We start from the raw sequence: 19,390 nt of genomic DNA on the forward strand, positions 1-19,390 counted from the left end.
TTGTCTCCGAAAATTAAACTGGGCTACGCAGCATGCTGATAACGGTTTTGTCCGTTTCAACCATGCCTGGGTTGTTAAGGGTGCCGAGGTTCGCAATGGTCTGCTCAATAGTCTGGCTTACAATGCCGTCACCCGGTTCTACGTTTGCGCCGTTCATTGCCAGCTGGGCAAACTGCACTGCTGTTGCAGCAACAGTGGCCACTTTGTATGCGCAGGAAACTTTCGCGCCGTCGCAGAGCATGCCCGCAAAGGTGCCGATGACGGACTGAACAGCGCCAACCATCTTTTCGATATCGCCGCCTTCAAGGTAGACGCTTGCTGCTGCTACGCCTGCGCCCGGTGCAATAGCACAGCCGCAGTAGGAGCTTACGCGGCCAGCGTGGGCTTTAACGTAGATGGCAAGGACGGAAGTGATAGCAAGAGCGCGCTGACGAACATCATCGCTTACACCAAGCTCGCGAGCGTAGGTGTCTACGCCAACAAAGTTGGTAATGCCGTGGTTGCCAGAACCTGCGATGGAGTGAATCTGAACAGGAAGGCCGCGCATACGTGCTTCAGAAGATGCGCCAGTCATTGCACGAACGCGGCTGATGCGGCGGGCTTGCTCATCACCAGCGACTGTTTTCATCAAAGCAGGGCCGAGTGTGGACTGTTTGTCAGCAAGGCCAATCTCGGCAGCTTCGCGGTTACGGTCTGCTGCTTCGAACAGATAATCAGCCTCTGAAAGGTCCAGTTCAAGAACCTGAGCAAGAATATCGCGTACAGACATCGCTTTAAGGCGGTCAGTCGGGCTAACTTCATCTGCAGCTGCGCTTGTAGCTGTATTCTGCTGCGCCTGCGCGCTCTCTAGCACTTCACCATTCTTGCAAACTTCAACGATCTTGTCGTGGCGGCCCAAGATAGTGACGGTTACGACGTCATCTGCAGCTTTCGCCGTTGCTTTTAGGTAGATGGAGCCTGGAGCTTGTGCGTCACAGGTAAGGGAGATCTTATCTGCCTTCACCATTTCAATGGCAGCGGCGGTATTTTCTTCGTCAACTTTCGCGAAAACGTTGAGGCCAAGGCTGCTGTCGCAAATCAAAGCGCCAAGAGCACAGGAATACTGCAGGCCCTTGAGGGTTGTTCCTGGAATGCCAACGGTCAAGCCGTTCTTGTAAATGCTGATAGATACTTCAAGATCAATCGTCTCAGGCATGCAGCCAAGGGCTTCTGCAGCTTTCGCAGCAATCAAGGCAGCTGCGCCAACTTCGGTACAGCCAACGGCAGGTGCGATTTCGGACTTAAGGACGTCCAACATCTCCTGAGATGTTAGGGGCTTTAATGCTCCCTTTTGTTCTTGTGACAGCATAACGTCGCCTTCAAATGGAACATGTTTGTTCACGCTTCTCTCCCATTTTTGCGAGGCCATGTACAGCGAACAATTCAAGACGCTCCGAAAACGGGCGGTGACAGCGTCTTGTTTACAGCTGAATGTGATGCCTCTGAAATTTCAATTCGGCGCAATAATGCTTCTCTAACATTTCAACGTCAAGGCGGTCATCCCGTCGCACAACGTTCAGCACTAATGGGAGGGGTGTTTTTGGAACAATTGCTCCTGCGTAATTTTGGGGGAGATTATCTCTGATATATGGCAGAGTTCTGCGGCTTTTCTGGTATTTCACTGCGTGTGGAAAATTTTCGCCGGCGCTTGTGGATACTATTATGCCTATGAAAAACAACAGATTTACAGATATATTTCAATTTACGTCGGGGTGTCTGCCAGTTCGATTGAATGGCGTATATCGCCCCTAAGGGCTTTCGCTGAGAGGTTTCGGCTGGAAAAAGAAACGCCTCCGGATTCTCCTGTATCGTATCTTTACTGTGACCGGATGTCCCGTTTCCTTTCGCTTGACCGTGAAATGTCAGAGAGCTATCGTTCGTAATCAGATGAAATGTCAACGCAGGAAACCGATGACAGCAGATCGCGACGAAATTCCCCAAACCACTTCTCTTAGTGATGCGGCTTATGACCGGATCAAAGCAGATATCGTGAAGTTTGAACTGAAGCCTGGACAGGAAATTACCGAGTCCAAGCTCGTCGAGACCTACGGCATTGGTAAAGCTCCTATTCGCACAGCGCTTCTGCGCTTGTGTCATGAGCGCCTCGTGGAATCTTTACCTCGTCGCGGCTACGTCGTCGCGCCGATCACTATCCGAGATGTCATCGACATCTACGAACTTCGTTTGTTGCTGGAGCCGGAAGCTGCGCGTCTCGCTGCTGGCCGCGTAAAAGCAGAGCGCCTGATGGAGTTGAACGAGGCTTGTGAGCAAGCTTGTAGTTCCAACGAGCCAGACGCGCCGGAGAAGTACCTTGAACTAAACACGCGGTTTCACTTGGAAATCGCAATGGCGAGTGGAAACCACCGGCTGATTTCTTTCATTTCATCCCTGTTGGATGAGAGTCAGCGCATTCGTCACATGGGATTGAAGACCGATAACGGTTGCACAAAGGAATACCGCATTCAGCACACACAGCTGATCGAAGCTCTTATATCGGGAGATGGGGCTTTAGCTGCGGAAATCACAGAAAGACATATCCGGGCAGGTCGTGAAATGACCGTTCGGGCTGTTCTATCAGGAGCAGATATTTTGGATAGGCCAATCAGTCCAGCCTTTGACAAGGGTGCTGGCAAGCTATTGGTCATAAAGAGGAAAGAGGAATCCGACGAGTAGCGGCGTCGAATTCCTCCAAATTGCGATCTCAAACGACAAGATTGGAGGATCACATGAATAAAATGGAGCGTTTTCACGCTGCGGTCAAGGGCGAAGCCGTTGATCGTGTGCCGATGACATTTTGGCTTCATTTTGTAACGGATGCACTGGACGGAGCAGAATCTGCACGTTTGCATGCGAGACTTATTCGGGAATACGACCTTGATTTGGCTAAGGTTATCAGCGACTACCGCCCAAAATTGGCGGAAGGTCTTGAAACGCTGGAAACCAAAGAGGATATGCTGAAGATCAAGGTAAAGGATCTGTCCGAACGGGAGTATCAGGAACAGTTCCGTTTGCTGCGCGTAATGCGCGCTGACTTCGGCGATGATGTGCCGGTAATCGATACGTCATTTGACCCTATCCAGCAGGTTCTACGCCTTGCTGGTGGTGAAAAGCGGAATATCATTTTTGATAATCCAAAAGAAGCTCACCTGATGCTTGAAAACGTGACTGAAACGCTCTGCCGTTATATGCGTCACATCAAGAGCATCGGCGTTGATGGTGTTCTTTACTCCACCCATGCTGCAATTACCGAAGCGTCTCCAGCGGGCGTTTCCGATGATATCGTCAAAGAATTCTATCATCCTTATGAAAAGGCTGTCATGGACGCCATGGAAGGAATGGTTCGTATCGTCCATCCATGCCTGACCCATTTGGATATGGATCGTATTCTTGGCTACGACTTCGAAGTTCTCAGCTGGTGGGATCGCGGCACTGAATGTCCGTCTCTTGCTGAAATGCGTGCAAAAACCGACCGTTGTTTGATGGGTGGTTTTGATCACGCCGGAGTTATCAACCGTCCATTGCCTAAGCTTCAAGACGAAATCTTCGACGCTTTGGATCAGGTTGACGGCCGCGGCATCATCCTTTCTCCGGGCTGCACCATCTATTCACAGGTTCCGTCCCGTACTCTTCGCACCGTTCGTGATGCTGTTGACCAGTGGTCTGCTGCTAACATTTCAGGTCTACGCCTAGCAGCTCAGTAATCGGGCTCACTGTCTATCAGTTTAAATCACATCCAAAGTCACATGCAGGGAGCTTGTGACAACCATAACCTATTGTTTTCTTTGGGAGGAAAACATGAAAAAACTACTCGCGACACTCGCCGCCACTACAGTTCTTTCCGTTGCAGCTTCGGGAGCATTTGCTGCAAAGTATGAACTGCGTCTTTCCACCGTGGTCAACGACCCGCATCCATGGACCGAAGCTGCTTTCCAGATGGCTAAGGAAGTGGAAGAAAAGACTAAAGGCGAAGTGAAGATCACCGTTTTTGAAGGTGGTTCTTTGGGTAGCGATGCTGCGGCAATCGACCAGATGCGCATGGGCTCAGTAGACTTCGTTGTTGGCGGTACCACCAACGCTGCTCGTGTTGCACCTGAATTCGGCGTGTTCTCTCTGTCTTACCTGTTTGAGAACATGGACCAGTTCAAACGCGCTATGGATCCGGCTTCTCCAGTTGTTAAGCAGCTGAAAGAAACCATTTCCGATCGCGGCATGGGCTTTGAACTGCTCGCTCTTGGTGGTGGCGGTACTCGTACCTTCTCCAACAACCGGCGTCCTATCAACTCCGTGGAAGACATCAAGGGTCTGAAAATGCGCGTTCCTGGCGCAAAAGCAGATGCTCTGATGTGGTCTGAGCTTGGCGCTCTGCCAACTTCCATGCCGTTCACCGAAGTATACTCTGCAATCCAGACCGGCGTTGTAGACTCCTTCGAAAGCACCATCTCCAGCTTCAGCTCTTCCAAGTTCTACGAAGTGGCGAAGTATCATGCTCTGACCAACCACCAGATCATGACCACTCACATCTCCGGAAGTAGCGCAACCATGAACCGTTTGCCAGACGAGTATGCTGCAATCGTTCGCGAAGCAGCAAACAACGCCGGTAAGGTTATCACTGAAGCAGGCGAACGCTTTGACGCGGAAGTTCTGGCAACTCTGCCTTCTAAAGGCGTGACCGTAACGACCGTTGATACCGCTCCTTTTGCAGCGAAACTGGTATCCCTTCACGAGGAAATCGCAGAGGACGCTGGCTACCCAGAAATCCTCGCTCTGATCCGTGAATCCAACGCAAAATAACAAGCGCTTTTAAGGGTCGGGGGCATTCCCAAACATGCCCCCGATCTTGATGCCAGTCTCGTTTGGCTCGAAGCCTGCATTTTTAAGCGCAACGAGTCAGACCTAATCACTAATAAAGGAACAGGTCGTGCTCACTAAAATCAATGACATTTTAGAGAAGCTGCTACTGACCATCGTCTGGCCACTCTTTCTTCTATATATCGGTACGATCTTTATGCAGGTCATGTGCCGCAGCTTCTTCGACGTATCTATCCTCTGGCTCGATGAAGTCGCCCTGATGTGCTTTATGTGGACCATCATGCTGGGCGCAGCTGTAGGTCTTCGCAGACAGGTTCACTATCTCGTTGAATCTATTCCAGATACCTATCCCCTCCCAAGCCTTATCCTGAAACTCTTCGCACACGTTGTTGTTGCCATCATGATCTACGTCTTTATCGACGCAGGTTGGGGTTACACGAAGATGAGCATGTGGAGCTTCTCTACCGCGCTCAGCGTGCCTTGGGGTTACGTCTACGTTTCTCTGCCTCTGTCGGCTCTCTTCATGATCCCATTCTGGGTCGAAGCAGTCATGAAAGACATTCAGGCATATCGCAATTACGACATTGCTTACGTACGCGATTTTGATAACGAGGTTTAAGCCATGCATCCTGTCGTACTATTGATTGGCAGTTTGCTGCTGCTTATTGCTCTTCGCGTTCCTATTGCTTTTGCTCTTGGTATTGCGTCCTTCATAACCATCAGTGAACTCGGACTGTCCTACATGACAGTGGCAAACCAGATGTTCACCTCCATCAACTCCTTTGCACTGCTTGCAGTTCCGTTCTTCCTCTTCCTTGGTCGTTTGATGAACGACGGCGGTATTACTGACCGCCTGCTGAAAGTGGCAGACGTAACCGTAGGTACCTTCAAAGGCGGTCTGGGCCACGTAAACGTTGGCTTCTCCATGATGTTCGCAAGTATCTCCGGCTCTGCAGCTGCTGATACCGCCAGTGTTGGCGCGATCATTATCCCTGCGATGAAGAAAGACGGCTATCCAGCTCCGTTCGCGGTTGCTCTGACCGCTGTGTCTTCCACCATCGGAATGATCATTCCGCCATCCATCATCATGGTTCTCTATGGTGCGTTCGGTAACGTTTCTGTTGGTGCACTGTTCCTTGGCGGCGTTGTTCCAGGTCTTCTCGTTGGCTTCGGTCAGATGGGCTATACCTACTACATCGCTTGCAAGTACGGCATGCAGCCATCCCCGCGTAAGCCTATGAAAGAAATCGCAGCGTCGATCTGGTATGCATCCCCAGCTCTGTCCCTGCCGGTTATCATTCTGGGCGGCATCATGGGCGGTATCTGTACCGCAACAGAAGCTGCTGCAATTGCAGTGGTCGTAGGCTTTATCCTCGCAGTAGGCGTCTACAAGAACGTGAAAGTTAGTGAAATCCCAGCGCTTCTTTCCGACTCTGTAATCTCCTACACCCTGCCGCTCTTCTGTGTGGCAACCGCAGGTATCATGGGCTTCCTGATTGCGTACCTCAACATTGCGCAGGACGTTGCAGACTTCATTCTCGGCATCACCACCGATCCGTACATGATCTATGCACTGATCGTTGGCTTCCTGCTCATCGTTGGTACCGTTCTCAGCCCGGTAACCGCTGTTGTGATCTTCCTTCCGATCCTTCAGCATCTTGGTCAGGTTGCTGGTTACGATCAGGTTCACCTTGGTCTGGTTGTTGTGCTTGCTCTGACCATCGGTCTGGTAACCCCACCATATGGCATCAGCTTGCTGATCGCTTCCCAGATTGGCGGTGTGTCTTCGGTCAAAGCGTTCCTTGCAGTTATCCCGCTGATCTGCATTTCGCTGGCAGTTATCGCTCTGGGCATCATCTTCCCTGATGTCTTCCTGATCCTGCCAAAGACATTCATGCCGGAGGCATTTGGCATCATTAGCTAAACAAAACCAATAGTTTGAATTGGGCAGATGGCTGGTTTCGACCAGCCATCTCTTTCGCGTTTAAAAGCAGGCTTTCGCCGTTTACCCTTGTCAGGAAATAAGTCATGACCGTTGCTCTTAATGCACTTTTGCCGGTTATCTTCGTCGTCGTTCTTGGGTGGTTCTTAAAAAACAAAGGGATCATCAAGCTAGAGAGTTGGTCGGGGCTTGAGGCGCTGTGCTACTGGGTTTTATTTCCTGCAATCATTTTCAGAAATTTGGGAACGGCGAATTTCAGCGAAATGCCTGTTGGGGCGATGACCGTTGTGGTCCTTGGCACTTTTCTGAGCCTTTGCCTCATTACGCAGTTACTCAAGCCAGCGCTTTGTCGCTGCTTCGGCTTTTCAGGACCACGTTTTACCTCTGTATTTCAAGGCATTGTAAGGTGGAACGCCTTCATCTCCATGGGTGTTGCAGGCTCATTCATCGGGGAAGAAGGTGTGACGCTGCTGGCTATCGTTATCGCCTTGCAGGTGCCGCTGGTAAACGCTATCTGCGTAACGCAAATCTCCATCTACGCATCTGGTACAAAACCGAATTTCAAGAAGATCTTTCGTGATCTGGCAACCAACGCCTATGTAATTGCGACCTTGCTGGGCTTGGCGCTTAACTTCTCCGGCCTTACGCTGCCAACAAGCGCCTATTCATTCATCTCCATGCTTGCAGGAGCTGCTTTGCCACTTGGCATGCTGTGCGTGGGTGCATCCATTAATCTGGCAGCGCTGCGCAGACCAAGTACAGCCTTGCTGGTTGGTAGCTTGCCCCGCCTCTGTCTTGCACCGCTGCTTGCCTATGCACTTATCCTCTGGACCGGCCTTGAGCCGGTGGCCGCGGCTGCCGTTATCATCGCTTTTGCAACGCCTGCAGGTGGCGGTGCTTACCTGCTGGCAAAGCAGCTTGGCGGTGATGCTGAGCTGATGGCGGAAATTCTTGTTTTCCAAACAGTTGTGGCTGTCTTTACGATGACTTTCTGGCTTTACGTGCTCTGTTAGATAACTGCTAAATTAAAGGGGTATAGCTCTTCAGGCGGAGAATTTAGTCTGGTGAGGCGGCGCGGGCCGGCGCGCGCCAGATACTTCTCTGCCTTCAGGTTGTCTTCAGGTTGAGATTTTACCTCAGCCTTAATGCATAGAAGAGGCACCCCCGATGAATATTCCAAGATTGTCGATTGTCATCATTACGCTGAATGAGGAAGTGCGGTTGCCGCGCTTGCTGTCTGACCTTGAGTGCCAGACTTGGAAAGACTTCGAGATCATCCACGTCGATAGCAACAGCACAGATAGCACCATTGATGTTTCGGCTGACTGGCAGCGCAAGTTTGCAAACTATTCAATTATAGAAATGGACAAGCGAGGCGTAAGTCTGGGTCGCAATACCGGCGCTTCTTATGCGCAAGGACAGCACATCCTTTTTCTGGATGCTGATGTGAGGCTCCATCCAAACTTCCTCTGGAATGCCATCTGCGAGCTTTACAACAAAGAGCTGGATGTAGCAGCCGTCTGTATGTCTGGCGAAGGTCTGCCGCTTAAACATCGCCTTGGGTACTCAGCTTTCAATCTCGGTATTCAGCTTACATCAGGCTTCTACCCAACAGCCGTTGGTGCCTGCATTTTCTCGACACCAGAAGCACATAACCTGATTGGCGGCTTTGACGAGCGCCTTCAGCTTTGTGAAGATTGCAACTACGCACTCAAGGCTAAGCGCGAAAAAAGCCTGCGGTTTGGTCTGCTGCGTACTAAGTTCTCCTTTGACCCGCGCCGCCTTAATCAGGATGGCACTTTGAAAACGGGACTGACCTACCTGAGAGCAAACGTGCACCGCTTTTTCAAAGGTGAGCTGTATCAGGGCGAGATCCGTTACGAGTTCGGACATTATAAATAGGCTTTGGTGTCATGGCTGAACTCGCATCCGCTTTTTCCGGTCCACTCGGGCTTGCCCTGTTGGCTGCCGTTGCATTTGGTGACGCGCTGATTGGTGTCAGTTTCTTCGTAATGGGAGAGGTTGCCTTTCTAGCAGCAGGTGCATTGTTTGCGATGACAGGGAGCCCGCTACCAATTGCGGTTGTCATGATCGCTGCTTGGCTGGCTGATCTGGCGAGCTTTCTGCTGGGCTATAAATTGGGAAGTCGCGGAGCTCTGCGGTTTTTAGGCAAAGCCAAAGCAAGAAAGGCATGGCGTAGAGCAGCGACAGCCCTTGCCAATTATCCTTTGTTCTTCGTTGTAGGCTCAAGGCTGCTTGGGCCAGTCGCGTGGATTACTCCGTTCATGGCAGGCTCCCTTTCTCTCTCGTTTCCGAGGTTTATGGCTGCTTCTGCGATAGGTGTGTTGCTGGGTGTGGGCCAGTTCTGCCTCTTCGGCGCGCTTGGGGCTACCGGCCTATCGCACGTGGGCTCCTACTGGGAGAGTATTTCCGCGTTTGCTATGGAGCACTTGGTCGCCATCCTGTTCTTTGCAGCAATGGGCGCCAGCGTGGCTGCTATTTTAATTGTTCCGCGCTGGTCCAAGGCGACAAAGTTTGCCGTTAGCACGCTAACGGCGACTTCAATTTTCGCTGCAACCAATCTGATCTACTTTTTCGGAACTGATGCCCATTCAATGACGGCTGAAGCGTTCCATGTTCGCACACAAAGCCTTTGTGAAGCGATAAAAGGACCGCTTGTCGTAAAACCGGGAAGAACCAGTCTGCATATGCCGCAACCGGTCAACGTGCTTTTGGTAAGCGATAAGAAACCAGAGCACATTATGCAGCAGATGGGATGGCACAAGAACCTGACCTACACGCGCGATAAGGTAGATTTTCTCACCTACCTCAAGCTTCTGGGTCAAAACCTCCTGCCAATTTCAGAGCTGTATCTGGATGAAGCTCCGGCCGATAGCGCATTCCAACTTCCGGGGACTCTTTCCAAGCGAGTTCATATGCGCTGGTGGCGTGTGGGGGGAACCGATGAAAGGTCCATCTACTTCGGCGCAATCAGCAGAGACGAAGAGCTGGCAATCAAGTACTATCGCGCCATTCCGGCTATCTTGCATGACATCGCTCCAAATGTGGATGTTGACCGCGACGCGCTAGGCCAGCAGGTGCATGAAGTCTCCGGCTATGGCGTAAGTGGTTATGCGGTTTTGACCGAGCCCGTTGTGGAGAGCGCTGATCAAGACTATGAAACCGATGGCCGTCTATTGATAGTGAATGCGCACACAACAGCCCTCACTCCGGCAGAAAAGAACTGTCTCTACAGAGAGGTTTAAGGAAGGTCTCATGCGCGCTCTATTGGTTGAAGACGAGTTTCTGGTAGCAGATGCTATCAAGGTGATCATGGAGCGGTCAGGCTATCATGTCGATCATGTTGGTGATGGCGAAAGCGCAATTGAGGCTATCCATAGCACAGCGTTCGACATCATCATCCTAGATCTGGGTCTGCCAAAAGCTGATGGGCTTTCAGTGCTTAAGGAGCTGCGCAAAACAGGCGCCGGTGTTCCGGTCATTATCCTGACAGCGCGTGAAGCCATTGAGAACCGGATTGAGGGACTAGACCTAGGCGCTGACGACTACCTTACCAAGCCTTTTGATATGGACGAGTTGCTCGCTCGTTGCCGCGCCTTGATCCGCCGCGCAAACGGCAGAGCGACTCCGATGCTGGAACATGGTCCGATTGCTGTAAATCCAGCATCGCAAACCGCGACCTATGAGGGGCGACGGGTCGAGCTGTCACCTCTAGCGTTTCAGGTTCTTTCTGTGCTTTTGGAGCGTAAGGGTAGGGTGGTTTCCAAAGATGATCTTGCTGAAGTGCTTTATGGCTGGGATGAGAGCGCCGAAAGCAATACAGTCGAGGTCTACGTTTCTCAGGTTCGGCGGGCATTCTTTCCCAAGCTCATCAGAACCATTCGCGGGGTTGGGTACATAATCGACAAGGAGTGAGGTGAATGCTGAAACGGTATATGCGCCGCATTGAGGCTGCACGTTCTATTCGCCTGCGTTTGTTGATGGTTCTTATTCCGGTGCTGGTCGTCGTTTGGGCGGTCGCATCTCTAATCGTCTACATTTTCGCTTACTTCGTCTTCATGGACACCATGCAGGAGCAGATGCTTCGCATGGCAACTGTTGCAGCGGACGTTCATCAAAGCACCATCGCTCGGCCAAAGTGGGACGGGACTGACGATGATGATGTAGATGAAAAGCACGAGCTAAAACGAAAGGACGACTATGTGGTCGTCATTCGAGATAGCGACGGCAATACGCTCCACCAGTCCCACAGCACGCTCCATTTCCCTAATGATCTGCCCTATGGCCGCAGTGAAGTGACAGTCGCCAACAGATCGTGGCTTGTGCTGCATATGAAGGCTGAGGACGGCGCGCGGTCTTTCATTATCGCCAGCCGTGAAAACGAGGTCGATGAAGTTATTCGCAGCTTGGCAGCATCTGCGGCTTTGCCGTTGTTTTTGGTTTTCAGTCTCTCTCTTATCACCGTGGTCTGGCTGGTTGGCTCAGGCTTGAAGCCTCTTAATCAGCTTTCTTCTGCCTTGAATGGCCGAAAACCAGATCAGCTGGAAGCCATTGAAGAGCAAGGGCAGGTCAAAGAGCTGCTGCCAATCGTTAAAGCGCTGAATGCTCTGTTCGCTAGAATTAGACGGTTCATGGATCGTGAGCGTCGTTTCATTGACGACGCTGCTCATGAACTGCGTACGCCTTTGACCGTCGTGAAGGCGCAATGTCAGGCGATTGACGAAACCCGCCTTGATGATGTGACTAAGCAGCGGATCGGACACATTCTAACGGGCGTAGACAGGGCAAATGCCATCTGCAACCAGTTGCTTGCTCAGGCAAGGGCTGAGCAGCCGAACGCTGCAATGAATGATGTAGACCTTAAGCCGCTTCTCTTTGGTCTGGTAGGTGAAATGGATGCACTTGCGCAGCAGCGCGGGTGTGAGCTTTCCGCCGAGAATGTGGAAACGGTGCCAACGGCATACGTATCTCAGTCCGATCTTTGGATGATCCTTCGCAATATTTTGGAAAACGCAATTCGCTTCGCAGGCGACGGCGGAGAGGTTCAGCTCTCATGCCAGCTTGTGAACGGGCAAACAGTGATTGCGGTTGAAGATAGCGGTCCGGGTATTGATAAAAGCGAGCGCGGTAAAGTGTTTGAGCGCTTCTATAGCACCAACGTTTCCGAAGGCGCTGGTTTGGGTCTTTCTATCGTCAATGCACTGGCCAATCGAAACCGGCTTGATGTTGTCGTGTGTGATCCGCTCCATCTAACCGGTGCAAGGTTCGAACTTCACTTCCCTCGCTAAAGGCAGATGCAGCCAAAAAAAGAGCCGCAGTAAACTGCGGCTAGTTGGTTGGACATCAGGATCTATTAGGGAGGAAGAAAGGATCTGGCTCGAACGGCCAAAGCCGTTAGGGAAGGTCGGAGAAAAGAAAAAGAAAGAGAGGAATGCCCGGGGTAGGCGTTCCTCTTCTTAGTTGGGCTATCAAGGCAATGGCCGCTTTGTCTTACTGCACGACGATGATGTGTTTTGCATCAAGATGCGCAGTACCGAACAACGGCTTCTCGTATTCGCCGAAAACGCGAATTGTGGCGGTATCGTTGAGCACGTAATCGCCTTTTCTGCTCACTTCCATTTCAACTTCCTGCACACCGTCGCTGAACACGAAGGTGTTCTTGTCGATCTGACGGATGATCTTGCCTTCAACAACGACATCTTGATCAGAAAACAGGCTCGCGCCTGCGATCATGTCGGCGATGCTGGTTGTCTCAACTGGGCCGGTGTAGGAGATTTCACCGCGCTTGCGGTGGTTGTCGCGATCGCCATCACCGTCGTGATCGCCGCCTGCAAAAGCAGCGCCAGAGAAGAGTAGGGAGGTTGCGACTGCGGTAGCAATCAGGGAGGTCTTACGGGAGATAAAAGTCATTTTGATGGGCCTTCTTGTTTGGAACAAGTGCAATAGGCACCGCCAACCTGAAGCCAATCTGAAGGGCGCAATTCTCTCTTAAAAAATACTGATGAGCGGTGATCGAGCCTGCCAAAGGGGCTGCGTAATTTAACCTAAGGTGGTGATCTGGGCTGCGAAATCTGTGCTAATTGTCTGGAACTAAAGTGTAATTCCTTTGAAGGCGCACGGATAACAGAGTAATTTACATCTTATGCGAAGGCCCGGAACTTGGTGGATGTAAAACAAACAAAAACCAAGTTTTTCTCACCAAGCAGTTCGCAGTTTCCGTCTATTTCAGAGGTTATTTGGCTCTCCGATAAATACTCAATTTTCACGGCTTGCTTGTATCTTCATTAATCCTTTGTCGATAATTAGCACTTAGTTTTGAGAGTGGTGTTTTTACCGGAGGGGCGAGCCCTTGTGACTCTAAGGGCTTCGGTAATAACGCCTAGTAAGTGAGTTGCTGCATGTCCGTAATTGTTATTGTTGATGATCGTGCGATTAACCGGAGTATTTTAAACCGGTTAGCGCTTGCTGTTGACGATAGCGTGGAGACTAAGTGCTTTTCCAAGGCATCTGAAGCGCTCGCTTATATGCGTCAGTCACCACCTGATCTCGTTGTTACAGACTACAGCATGCCGGAAATGGACGGCGCAGAGCTTACCGGTCAGTTGCGTGCAACACCGGGCTGTAGCGATGTTCCGGTTATTGTGATTACCGTTTTTACAGAGCGCGTGTTTCGCATCAAAGCGTTGGAAGCAGGCGCGACTGACTTCTTGCAAAGTCCTGTAGATCATAACGAATTCCTAAGCCGCGCCCGTAACCTTCTGGCACTGCGCAAAGAGCAGCTTGCCGCCAAGAACAGGGCGAGCGATCTGGAAAACCAGCTCTCCAGCGTTGAGCAGCGCCATCTGGTGGCTCTGCGTGACACCAAGGAGCAGCTGGGACAGGTTATCGATAGCGTGCCGGCGTTGATTACCGCAGTTGATCCCAGCGGCGTGTGCTCCTTTGCGAACACGTCTTGGGCTAGCTTTGTTGGAACTCCGCTTTCGGAGATCGTCGGGCGTCCGCTACGGGGCGAGCTGGGCAATCTAACGAACGATAGTAACCGTAGGCTTGATCGCAAAGTATTCCTTTATGGCAGGCCACTGCCTCCATACGAGGTGGAGGTAATTGCCCCGGAAGGCAAGCGCAGCCACTTTCTGGTTACGAAGGATCCGCTCAAGGATAGTAACGGCGCGATTACCCATGTGGTAACGACAGCAACCGACATCACTGACCGCAAACGGGCAGAAGCGCATCTCATTCATATTGCGCACCATGACTCGCTGACGAACCTTCCAAACCGCACCTATCTTAGCCAACGAATTGACGAGGAAATCGCATCACGCCGCAAGAACGGTGGATCGTTTGCTCTGCATTTCCTTGATCTTGACCGCTTTAAATCAATCAACGATGCGTTGGGCCATCGCACTGGCGATCGCTATCTTGAAATGGTTGCCGAGCGTCTTCAAAGCTGTGTCGGGCACAAGGATATGGTCGCTCGCCTTGGTGGTGACGAGTTCGCCATCATGCAGACCGACCTTCAGCGGCCAGATGACGCTACCGCTCTGGCGCGGCGTATTGTGGAAGTGATCGAAGAGCCGTTCTATCTGGACGGACAAGAGCTGCGCACTTCGGCAAGTATCGGCATTACGCGCTTTCCGCAGGATGGCACCAGCAGCGATGAACTGCTCCGCCATGCTGATATGGCTATGTACCAATCCAAGGCAGAGGGCGGCAACGTCTATCGCCTGTTCGCTTTCAGCATGGACCAGTACGCACGCGAGTCCATCGCTCTGGAAACTGATCTGCGCCAAGCGCTGCTTTCTGACCAGCTTGAGCTTTACTATCAGCCGCAGGTGGACATTGGTACGGGCCGCATTTTCGGCGCTGAGGCATTGCTGCGCTGGCACCGACCGGGCGCCGGGCTTGTTGCTCCCGATGCGTTTTTAGGCATAGCTGAGGAAACCGGACTTATTCTGCCAATTGGTGAATGGGTGCTGATGGAAGCGTGCCGCGAGGCCAAGCGTTGGCACGAAGCGGGATATGAAGACCTGAAGGTCGCCGTCAATCTATCACCTACACAGTTCCGCAAGCAGGTGGTGCCTGACATGGTGGCAGCAGCGCTTTCTTCTACGCGCCTGCCGGCTAGCGCTTTGGAGCTGGAGATTACAGAACACATCGTTATGCATGGTTCGGAAGCCGTCGAGAATGATCTGAAAGCCATTCAGCGACTAGGCTGCAAGATCTCCATCGATGACTTTGGTACCGGCTATTCATCGCTTATGTATCTCAGCCGTTTTTCTATCAACGGCTTGAAGATCGACCGCGCATTCACGCGCAGTATCGGAACGGAATCGAACAACACAGCAATTGCCAAGGCAATTGTTGGTCTGGGTACCAGTTTGGGCCTGGGCGTATTGGCAGAGGGCGTCGAGACGGAAGACCAAGCCCACTATCTGCTATCAATTGGCTGCGCTCAGGCGCAGGGATACTACTATGGAAAGCCTATGCCGGCCTCCGCGTTTTTGGAGTTAGTGGCTGGGCAGCATTGTCAGGATGAACTTGCCTGAACAACAATGCTCTGAGGGGGGTGTTGGAAGTGGAGTATTGGAGTAAATTCCAATTCCTTAGTGATGTAGGGAAGGGGCTTGCCTCCTTACGTGATGCTTATAAGCGCGTAAACGTTGCCACGCAGGGTGAGGCGGAAATGTCTCGCAATCGCGTGGTCTTTACGCTGTTGCTTATTCCCTATGCGCTCTCCGAGATAAAAGAGTTTGCTTACTATCCAGAACTCATCAACTGGATGATGATCTGGTTTACGTTTGGCACCGTGGCCTTGTGTGGTGCGATCTGGGCCAACCCTTGGGCCAGTCCCATTAGGCGCGGCTGTGCCCTACTTGTCGATTTGGGAACGTTGACCTGTACGCTCTATGTCGGGGGCGGCTACACGGCGATTATTTTCCCGATCTATCTCTGGGTGATCTTCGGCAATGGTTTCCGCTTCGGTTTGACCTACCTTAAGGTCGCGACCCTGTTCTCGGTGGCAGGGTTCTCGATGGTTCTCACCACCCCTTACTGGCTTGAGCAGCATTTGCTGGGCTGGGGTCTTCTCTCCTGCCTTATCGTTCTGCCGCTCTATGCAGAGCGCCTCATATTGAGTTTGCGTAACGCTAAAAGGGAAGCAGAAGCTGCAAACCTAGCCAAAACGCAGTTTCTTACCGCCGTCAGTCATGAGCTGAGAACCCCGCTAAACGCCATCATCGGCATGGGCGATCTTCTGCAGGATACCGAGTTGGACGGCGAGCAGCGTGAAATGGCCCGAACCATCAAAAGTTCGGCTGGCGCACTGCTATCCATGATCAATGGTATTCTTGATTTCTCCCGTATCGAAGCAGGCCAGCTGTCGGTGCATGAAGAGGTCTTTGACATCAATGATGTGCTGAAAGAAGTGGCGCAGATTGTAAGAACGCAGGCGCATGCGAAGAACCTTCAGTTCAACGTTTTCGTCTGCAGCAATCTACCGCCGCTGCTTATTGGTGATCGCCGTCATATCAAGGAAATGGTCCTCAACCTTGCCGGCAACGCTCTCAAGTTTACCGAAAACGGCTACATCGCTATTAGCGCTCAGGCAGAAAAGACATCTGGCGGCAAGCTAAGCCTGCGTATTTCTGTATCCGATACCGGTATTGGTATTAGCGAAGAAGCTCGTGAGCGTATCTTCGAGCGCTTCACGCAGGCTGATGCGTCGATCGTTGATCGTTTCGGCGGCACCGGTCTGGGCCTTGCCATTGTTAAGCAGGTTGTTGAGGGGCTTGGCGGAACGGTTGTTCTCAAAAGCCAGCTCGGCATGGGCAGCAGCTTCATTTTGAACGTGCCTGTTGGCCGCGCTGTAACGACCGAGCTTGATAAGCTCAAGTTCTCTGAAGGGGCTGCGCTTCTCGTGGGAGAGGCACCTGATAGAAGCAAGCGCTTGATCGAGTTCCTAACGGGTACCGGTGTTCAATATCAGTGCGTTGAGACAACTGCGCAGGCGATCCGAGAGCTGGAGCAGCTTGCCCGTCAGGGTGTTCGCAAGTCTGTCATCTTCTTTATGGCTGGCTCCAACGCTGCCCCGCTGGACATGCTCATCACTGCGGCGAAAATGCCAAGCCGTTTGATGGATGTTGAATTCGTTCTGGTCGATGGTAAAGGTCCTCTGACCACAGATGAAAGGCGTCCACTTCAGTCGCACTGCCTTTCCCATCTGGAGAACGATTTCGGCGCTCAGGAAATTACCAGAGTGCTTCGTGCAGCAGGAGCGCGCTCTGTCAGCTATGAAGTTGCGCCGGTGGCCTTCAACCGGTCACGGCAGGAAATTGGTACGACCATGAGTATTTTGGTGGCAGAAGATAACCGCACAAACCAGCGGGTTATCGAAAAAATTCTGCTTAAAGGCGGACACCGTTGCCATATCGTTGAAGATGGCGACAAGGCGCTGGATGCCATGGAAGCTGGCGGCTTTGACGGGGTTATTATGGACCTCAACATGCCAGTGCTGAACGGTCTTGATGCGATCAAGCTGTGGCGTATGGGAGAGCGCGGCGAAGATCACCTTCCGATTATTGCGCTGACCGCCGATGCAACGCCAACCGCTGCTCGAAACGTAATGGAAGCTGGGGCTGATGCCTGTGCGACTAAGCCTATCGAGCCAAATGCTCTGCTGGTGTTGATTGATGAAGTCTTCGCGAGAGGGCAGATTGCAGGCGCTTCCAACGGTGAAGTTGGTTCGGATGGTCAGACCTTGAGCTTTATCAGTGACCACCCACGCTTTGGAGCAGCGTCCGCTCCTGCGGATATGGATTTCACAGCGCTGCGCAGGCTGCATGACCTAGGCGGACCGGAGTTCGTTGCTGGAATTATCGCGGACTATCTGGATGATGCGACTACGCTTCTGCAGGACCTTTCCGACACCGTCGAGGAGAAAGACGCCAAGCTATTCCGTGAGAAGGCCCATGCGCTCCATTCGGCTTCGGTCAACGTAGGCGCTCATGAAGTGGCGACCTTATGCCGAAACTTGGAAACCATGCCGACCAAAGAGATCGAGGATAAGGGTATGACGCTTCTTCGGGAGCTGACTTGCCTACTGGATGAAGCGCGGAGCGGTTTGAGCTCCTACCTGCTTGATATGGCTGGCATGGACCCTGAAGCGGGATCACACCAGCCGTCAAACAACATTCATCTCTTCTGATTAAAGAGCAACTTCGCCTTGCGCTGCAGGGCGGAGTTTGTCCTGCGCTTTTGTAAGGCGCAGCATCTTCTTCATGTCAGAGTCTGTAAGCTGCAAAGCGGCTTCCACCCAAACCTCTACAACTTCTTTAAGCTCATCGTAGGTCACAGGCTGTACAATGCGTCCCGCGCGATAGATAGCGGAGTGTGCGTTGTATTTCTTGGAGTTGCGGTTTACGTACTCTGTTGCCGCTGCGCGCCCTTCACCGTTTTCAGCAAGAACGTCTACAATGCCCATCTCGAAGAGTTCTTCTGCCGTATACAGCTTGCCGCTCATAATCATCTTCTCGGCTTGGTAGCCATCCAGACGGCGAGCGAGGAAGCTATAAGCACCCATGCCGGGGAAGAGGTTGAACAGCACCTCAGGCAGACCGAACTTCGCCTTCTTTTCGGCGATAATCACATCGCATGATAAAGCGGTTTCAAAGCCACCACCCAAAGCATCACCCTGTACCAGTGCAACCGTGTTGATCGGGCGGTCCATGCTGACGTAGTTCTGATGAATAACGTCAATGCAGCTGATCGCATAGGCGGTCAGACCAGAGCGGTCCTGCTTTTCGATGTGCTTGATGAAGAGCCCAAGGTCACCACCAAGGTTGTAAACATTAGGAACCTTGGAGCCCACCACAAGATGACGGATCGGTGTTGCCATACTCTGAGAGAAAGTATCAAAGAGGCGGGTGATGATGCGCTGAGCACCTGCTAGGTCACGCAGAAGCTCGGGAGTGAAGGAAGGGCGTTCAGGGCTGTTCATGTCAGCCCAAACAGTCATGCTGTCTTCTTCGTAGCTTAGGGAAACTGTAGGGAGCTGCGCCGCCGCAAACATCTGCGTAAGCGACATCGGATTCACAGCGCCGCGCAGACTATGGACGTTGTTTGAAACTGATGCAGCGTCGCTCGTGCCATCATTAATTTGATGTAGGGAAGTCATGGAATCTTCGCGGGTTAAATCAGGCATGCTCAAATCCGGTTACAGATACCGGGGTGAAAGACAAACCGCCCGGCAATCAGAGGTGTAACTACAAATCCTCTCGAGTTGCCTCTAGGTGCTGTTACTGGCAGAAAACCCAAGGTCAACTTGATGAATAGTTGTAGCAAAAATTATTTCGCCGTAATTATGGTAAATAAAAGATAAACTAGTCAACATGAAATAGTTTCAAATTTTTACTATCTATTAGTATTAGTAAAAGTTGATTTTTAAATGTTTAGAGATTAACCATAACATGTATTTTGGCATCTACTTTAATATTTGAAAAAATCGATTTTGCGTCGTCATCCACGACATATAGTAACTACGGAAATTAAGGGTAGTATATTTGGTATATCAGTGTGCGCTGA

General features: G+C 51.7%; 15 protein-coding genes. 12 read left to right on the forward strand and 3 right to left on the reverse strand.

Translation table 11 applies throughout. The features are described from left to right. Window positions 1-13: 13 nt before the first annotated feature. Window positions 14-1,381 carry an L-cysteine desulfidase family protein gene (locus tag E1162_RS19675; protein WP_371311809.1) on the reverse strand — a complete coding sequence of 456 codons (1,368 nt, stop codon included), beginning with the start codon at window positions 1,379-1,381 and terminating at the stop codon, window positions 14-16. Between the two features lie 569 nt (window positions 1,382-1,950). On the opposite strand from E1162_RS19675, the gene E1162_RS04340 reads away from it, so the two are divergent. From E1162_RS04340 to E1162_RS04385, 10 genes are all read left to right on the forward strand, one after another. Then, window positions 1,951-2,712 carry a GntR family transcriptional regulator gene (locus tag E1162_RS04340; RefSeq protein WP_257098658.1) on the forward strand — a complete coding sequence of 254 codons (762 nt, stop codon included), beginning with the start codon at window positions 1,951-1,953 and terminating at the stop codon, window positions 2,710-2,712. A 53-nt stretch (window positions 2,713-2,765) separates the two neighbouring features. After that, window positions 2,766-3,740, forward strand: a complete 975-nt coding sequence (locus E1162_RS04345; RefSeq protein WP_155127363.1) for a uroporphyrinogen decarboxylase family protein — start codon at window positions 2,766-2,768, stop codon at window positions 3,738-3,740. Between the two features lie 94 nt (window positions 3,741-3,834). Further along, a complete protein-coding gene (locus E1162_RS04350) occupies window positions 3,835-4,830 on the forward strand; it encodes a TRAP transporter substrate-binding protein (protein WP_155127365.1) in 996 nt (331 codons plus the stop codon). Between the two features lie 127 nt (window positions 4,831-4,957). Further along, complete coding sequence (locus tag E1162_RS04355; protein WP_155127368.1) at window positions 4,958-5,467, forward strand: TRAP transporter small permease; 510 nt, start codon at window positions 4,958-4,960, stop codon at window positions 5,465-5,467. A 3-nt stretch (window positions 5,468-5,470) separates the two neighbouring features. After that, entirely contained in the window at window positions 5,471-6,772 is a 1,302-nt protein-coding gene (locus E1162_RS04360; protein WP_155127371.1) for a TRAP transporter large permease, read from the forward strand. 104 nt (window positions 6,773-6,876) lie between these two features. Continuing rightward, window positions 6,877-7,803, forward strand: coding sequence for an AEC family transporter (locus E1162_RS04365; protein WP_155127375.1), 927 nt, complete (start codon window positions 6,877-6,879; stop codon window positions 7,801-7,803). A 154-nt stretch (window positions 7,804-7,957) separates the two neighbouring features. Next, the gene (locus E1162_RS04370; protein ID WP_155127379.1) at window positions 7,958-8,692 is read left to right on the forward strand and encodes a glycosyltransferase family 2 protein; all 735 of its coding nucleotides are present in this window, start codon (window positions 7,958-7,960) and stop codon (window positions 8,690-8,692) included. Between the two features lie 11 nt (window positions 8,693-8,703). Further along, window positions 8,704-10,056, forward strand: coding sequence for an LssY C-terminal domain-containing protein (locus E1162_RS04375; RefSeq protein ID WP_155127382.1), 1,353 nt, complete (start codon window positions 8,704-8,706; stop codon window positions 10,054-10,056). A gap of 10 nt (window positions 10,057-10,066) precedes the next feature. Further along, window positions 10,067-10,726 carry a response regulator transcription factor gene (locus E1162_RS04380; protein ID WP_155127385.1) on the forward strand — a complete coding sequence of 220 codons (660 nt, stop codon included), beginning with the start codon at window positions 10,067-10,069 and terminating at the stop codon, window positions 10,724-10,726. Between the two features lie 5 nt (window positions 10,727-10,731). Then, window positions 10,732-12,099 carry an ATP-binding protein gene (locus E1162_RS04385; protein WP_155127388.1) on the forward strand — a complete coding sequence of 456 codons (1,368 nt, stop codon included), beginning with the start codon at window positions 10,732-10,734 and terminating at the stop codon, window positions 12,097-12,099. Between the two features lie 202 nt (window positions 12,100-12,301). Here E1162_RS04385 and E1162_RS04390 read toward each other — a convergent pair whose 3' ends face one another. Beyond that, the gene (locus E1162_RS04390; RefSeq protein ID WP_155127391.1) at window positions 12,302-12,721 is read right to left on the reverse strand and encodes a NirD/YgiW/YdeI family stress tolerance protein; all 420 of its coding nucleotides are present in this window, start codon (window positions 12,719-12,721) and stop codon (window positions 12,302-12,304) included. A 488-nt stretch (window positions 12,722-13,209) separates the two neighbouring features. Between E1162_RS04390 and E1162_RS04395 the strand changes: the two genes are divergently transcribed. Both E1162_RS04395 and E1162_RS04400 read left to right on the forward strand, forming a co-directional pair. Then, window positions 13,210-15,357, forward strand: a complete 2,148-nt coding sequence (locus E1162_RS04395; RefSeq protein WP_155127395.1) for a GGDEF/EAL domain-containing response regulator — start codon at window positions 13,210-13,212, stop codon at window positions 15,355-15,357. A gap of 137 nt (window positions 15,358-15,494) precedes the next feature. Further along, window positions 15,495-18,014: an ATP-binding protein gene (locus tag E1162_RS04400; RefSeq protein WP_155127398.1), complete on the forward strand. Its 2,520-nt coding sequence runs from the start codon at window positions 15,495-15,497 to the stop codon at window positions 18,012-18,014. Here E1162_RS04400 and E1162_RS04405 read toward each other — a convergent pair whose 3' ends face one another. Continuing rightward, window positions 18,015-19,010, reverse strand: coding sequence for a crotonase/enoyl-CoA hydratase family protein (locus E1162_RS04405; RefSeq protein ID WP_306455016.1), 996 nt, complete (start codon window positions 19,008-19,010; stop codon window positions 18,015-18,017). Window positions 19,011-19,390: the final 380 nt, after the last annotated feature.

Origin of the sequence: Pseudovibrio flavus, assembly GCF_009711345.1 — a bacterium.
Classification (GTDB): domain Bacteria; phylum Pseudomonadota; class Alphaproteobacteria; order Rhizobiales; family Stappiaceae; genus Pseudovibrio; species Pseudovibrio flavus.

Excerpts from the sequence above, each read along its gene's own strand:
- E1162_RS04340 (WP_257098658.1), top strand. The coding sequence starts at position 1,951 with ATGACAGCAGATCGCGACGAAATTCCCCAAACCACTTCTCTTAGTGAT.
- E1162_RS04345 (WP_155127363.1), top strand. The coding sequence starts at position 2,766 with ATGAATAAAATGGAGCGTTTTCACGCTGCGGTCAAGGGCGAAGCCGTT.
- E1162_RS04350 (WP_155127365.1), top strand. The coding sequence starts at position 3,835 with ATGAAAAAACTACTCGCGACACTCGCCGCCACTACAGTTCTTTCCGTT.
- E1162_RS04360 (WP_155127371.1), top strand. The coding sequence starts at position 5,471 with ATGCATCCTGTCGTACTATTGATTGGCAGTTTGCTGCTGCTTATTGCT.
- E1162_RS04365 (WP_155127375.1), top strand. The coding sequence starts at position 6,877 with ATGACCGTTGCTCTTAATGCACTTTTGCCGGTTATCTTCGTCGTCGTT.
- E1162_RS04370 (WP_155127379.1), top strand. The coding sequence starts at position 7,958 with ATGAATATTCCAAGATTGTCGATTGTCATCATTACGCTGAATGAGGAA.
- E1162_RS04375 (WP_155127382.1), top strand. The coding sequence starts at position 8,704 with ATGGCTGAACTCGCATCCGCTTTTTCCGGTCCACTCGGGCTTGCCCTG.
- E1162_RS04380 (WP_155127385.1), top strand. The coding sequence starts at position 10,067 with ATGCGCGCTCTATTGGTTGAAGACGAGTTTCTGGTAGCAGATGCTATC.
- E1162_RS04385 (WP_155127388.1), top strand. The coding sequence starts at position 10,732 with ATGCTGAAACGGTATATGCGCCGCATTGAGGCTGCACGTTCTATTCGC.
- E1162_RS04390 (WP_155127391.1), bottom strand. The coding sequence starts at position 12,721 with ATGACTTTTATCTCCCGTAAGACCTCCCTGATTGCTACCGCAGTCGCA.
- E1162_RS04395 (WP_155127395.1), top strand. The coding sequence starts at position 13,210 with ATGTCCGTAATTGTTATTGTTGATGATCGTGCGATTAACCGGAGTATT.
- E1162_RS04400 (WP_155127398.1), top strand. The coding sequence starts at position 15,495 with ATGTCTCGCAATCGCGTGGTCTTTACGCTGTTGCTTATTCCCTATGCG.
- E1162_RS04405 (WP_306455016.1), bottom strand. The coding sequence starts at position 19,010 with ATGCCTGATTTAACCCGCGAAGATTCCATGACTTCCCTACATCAAATT.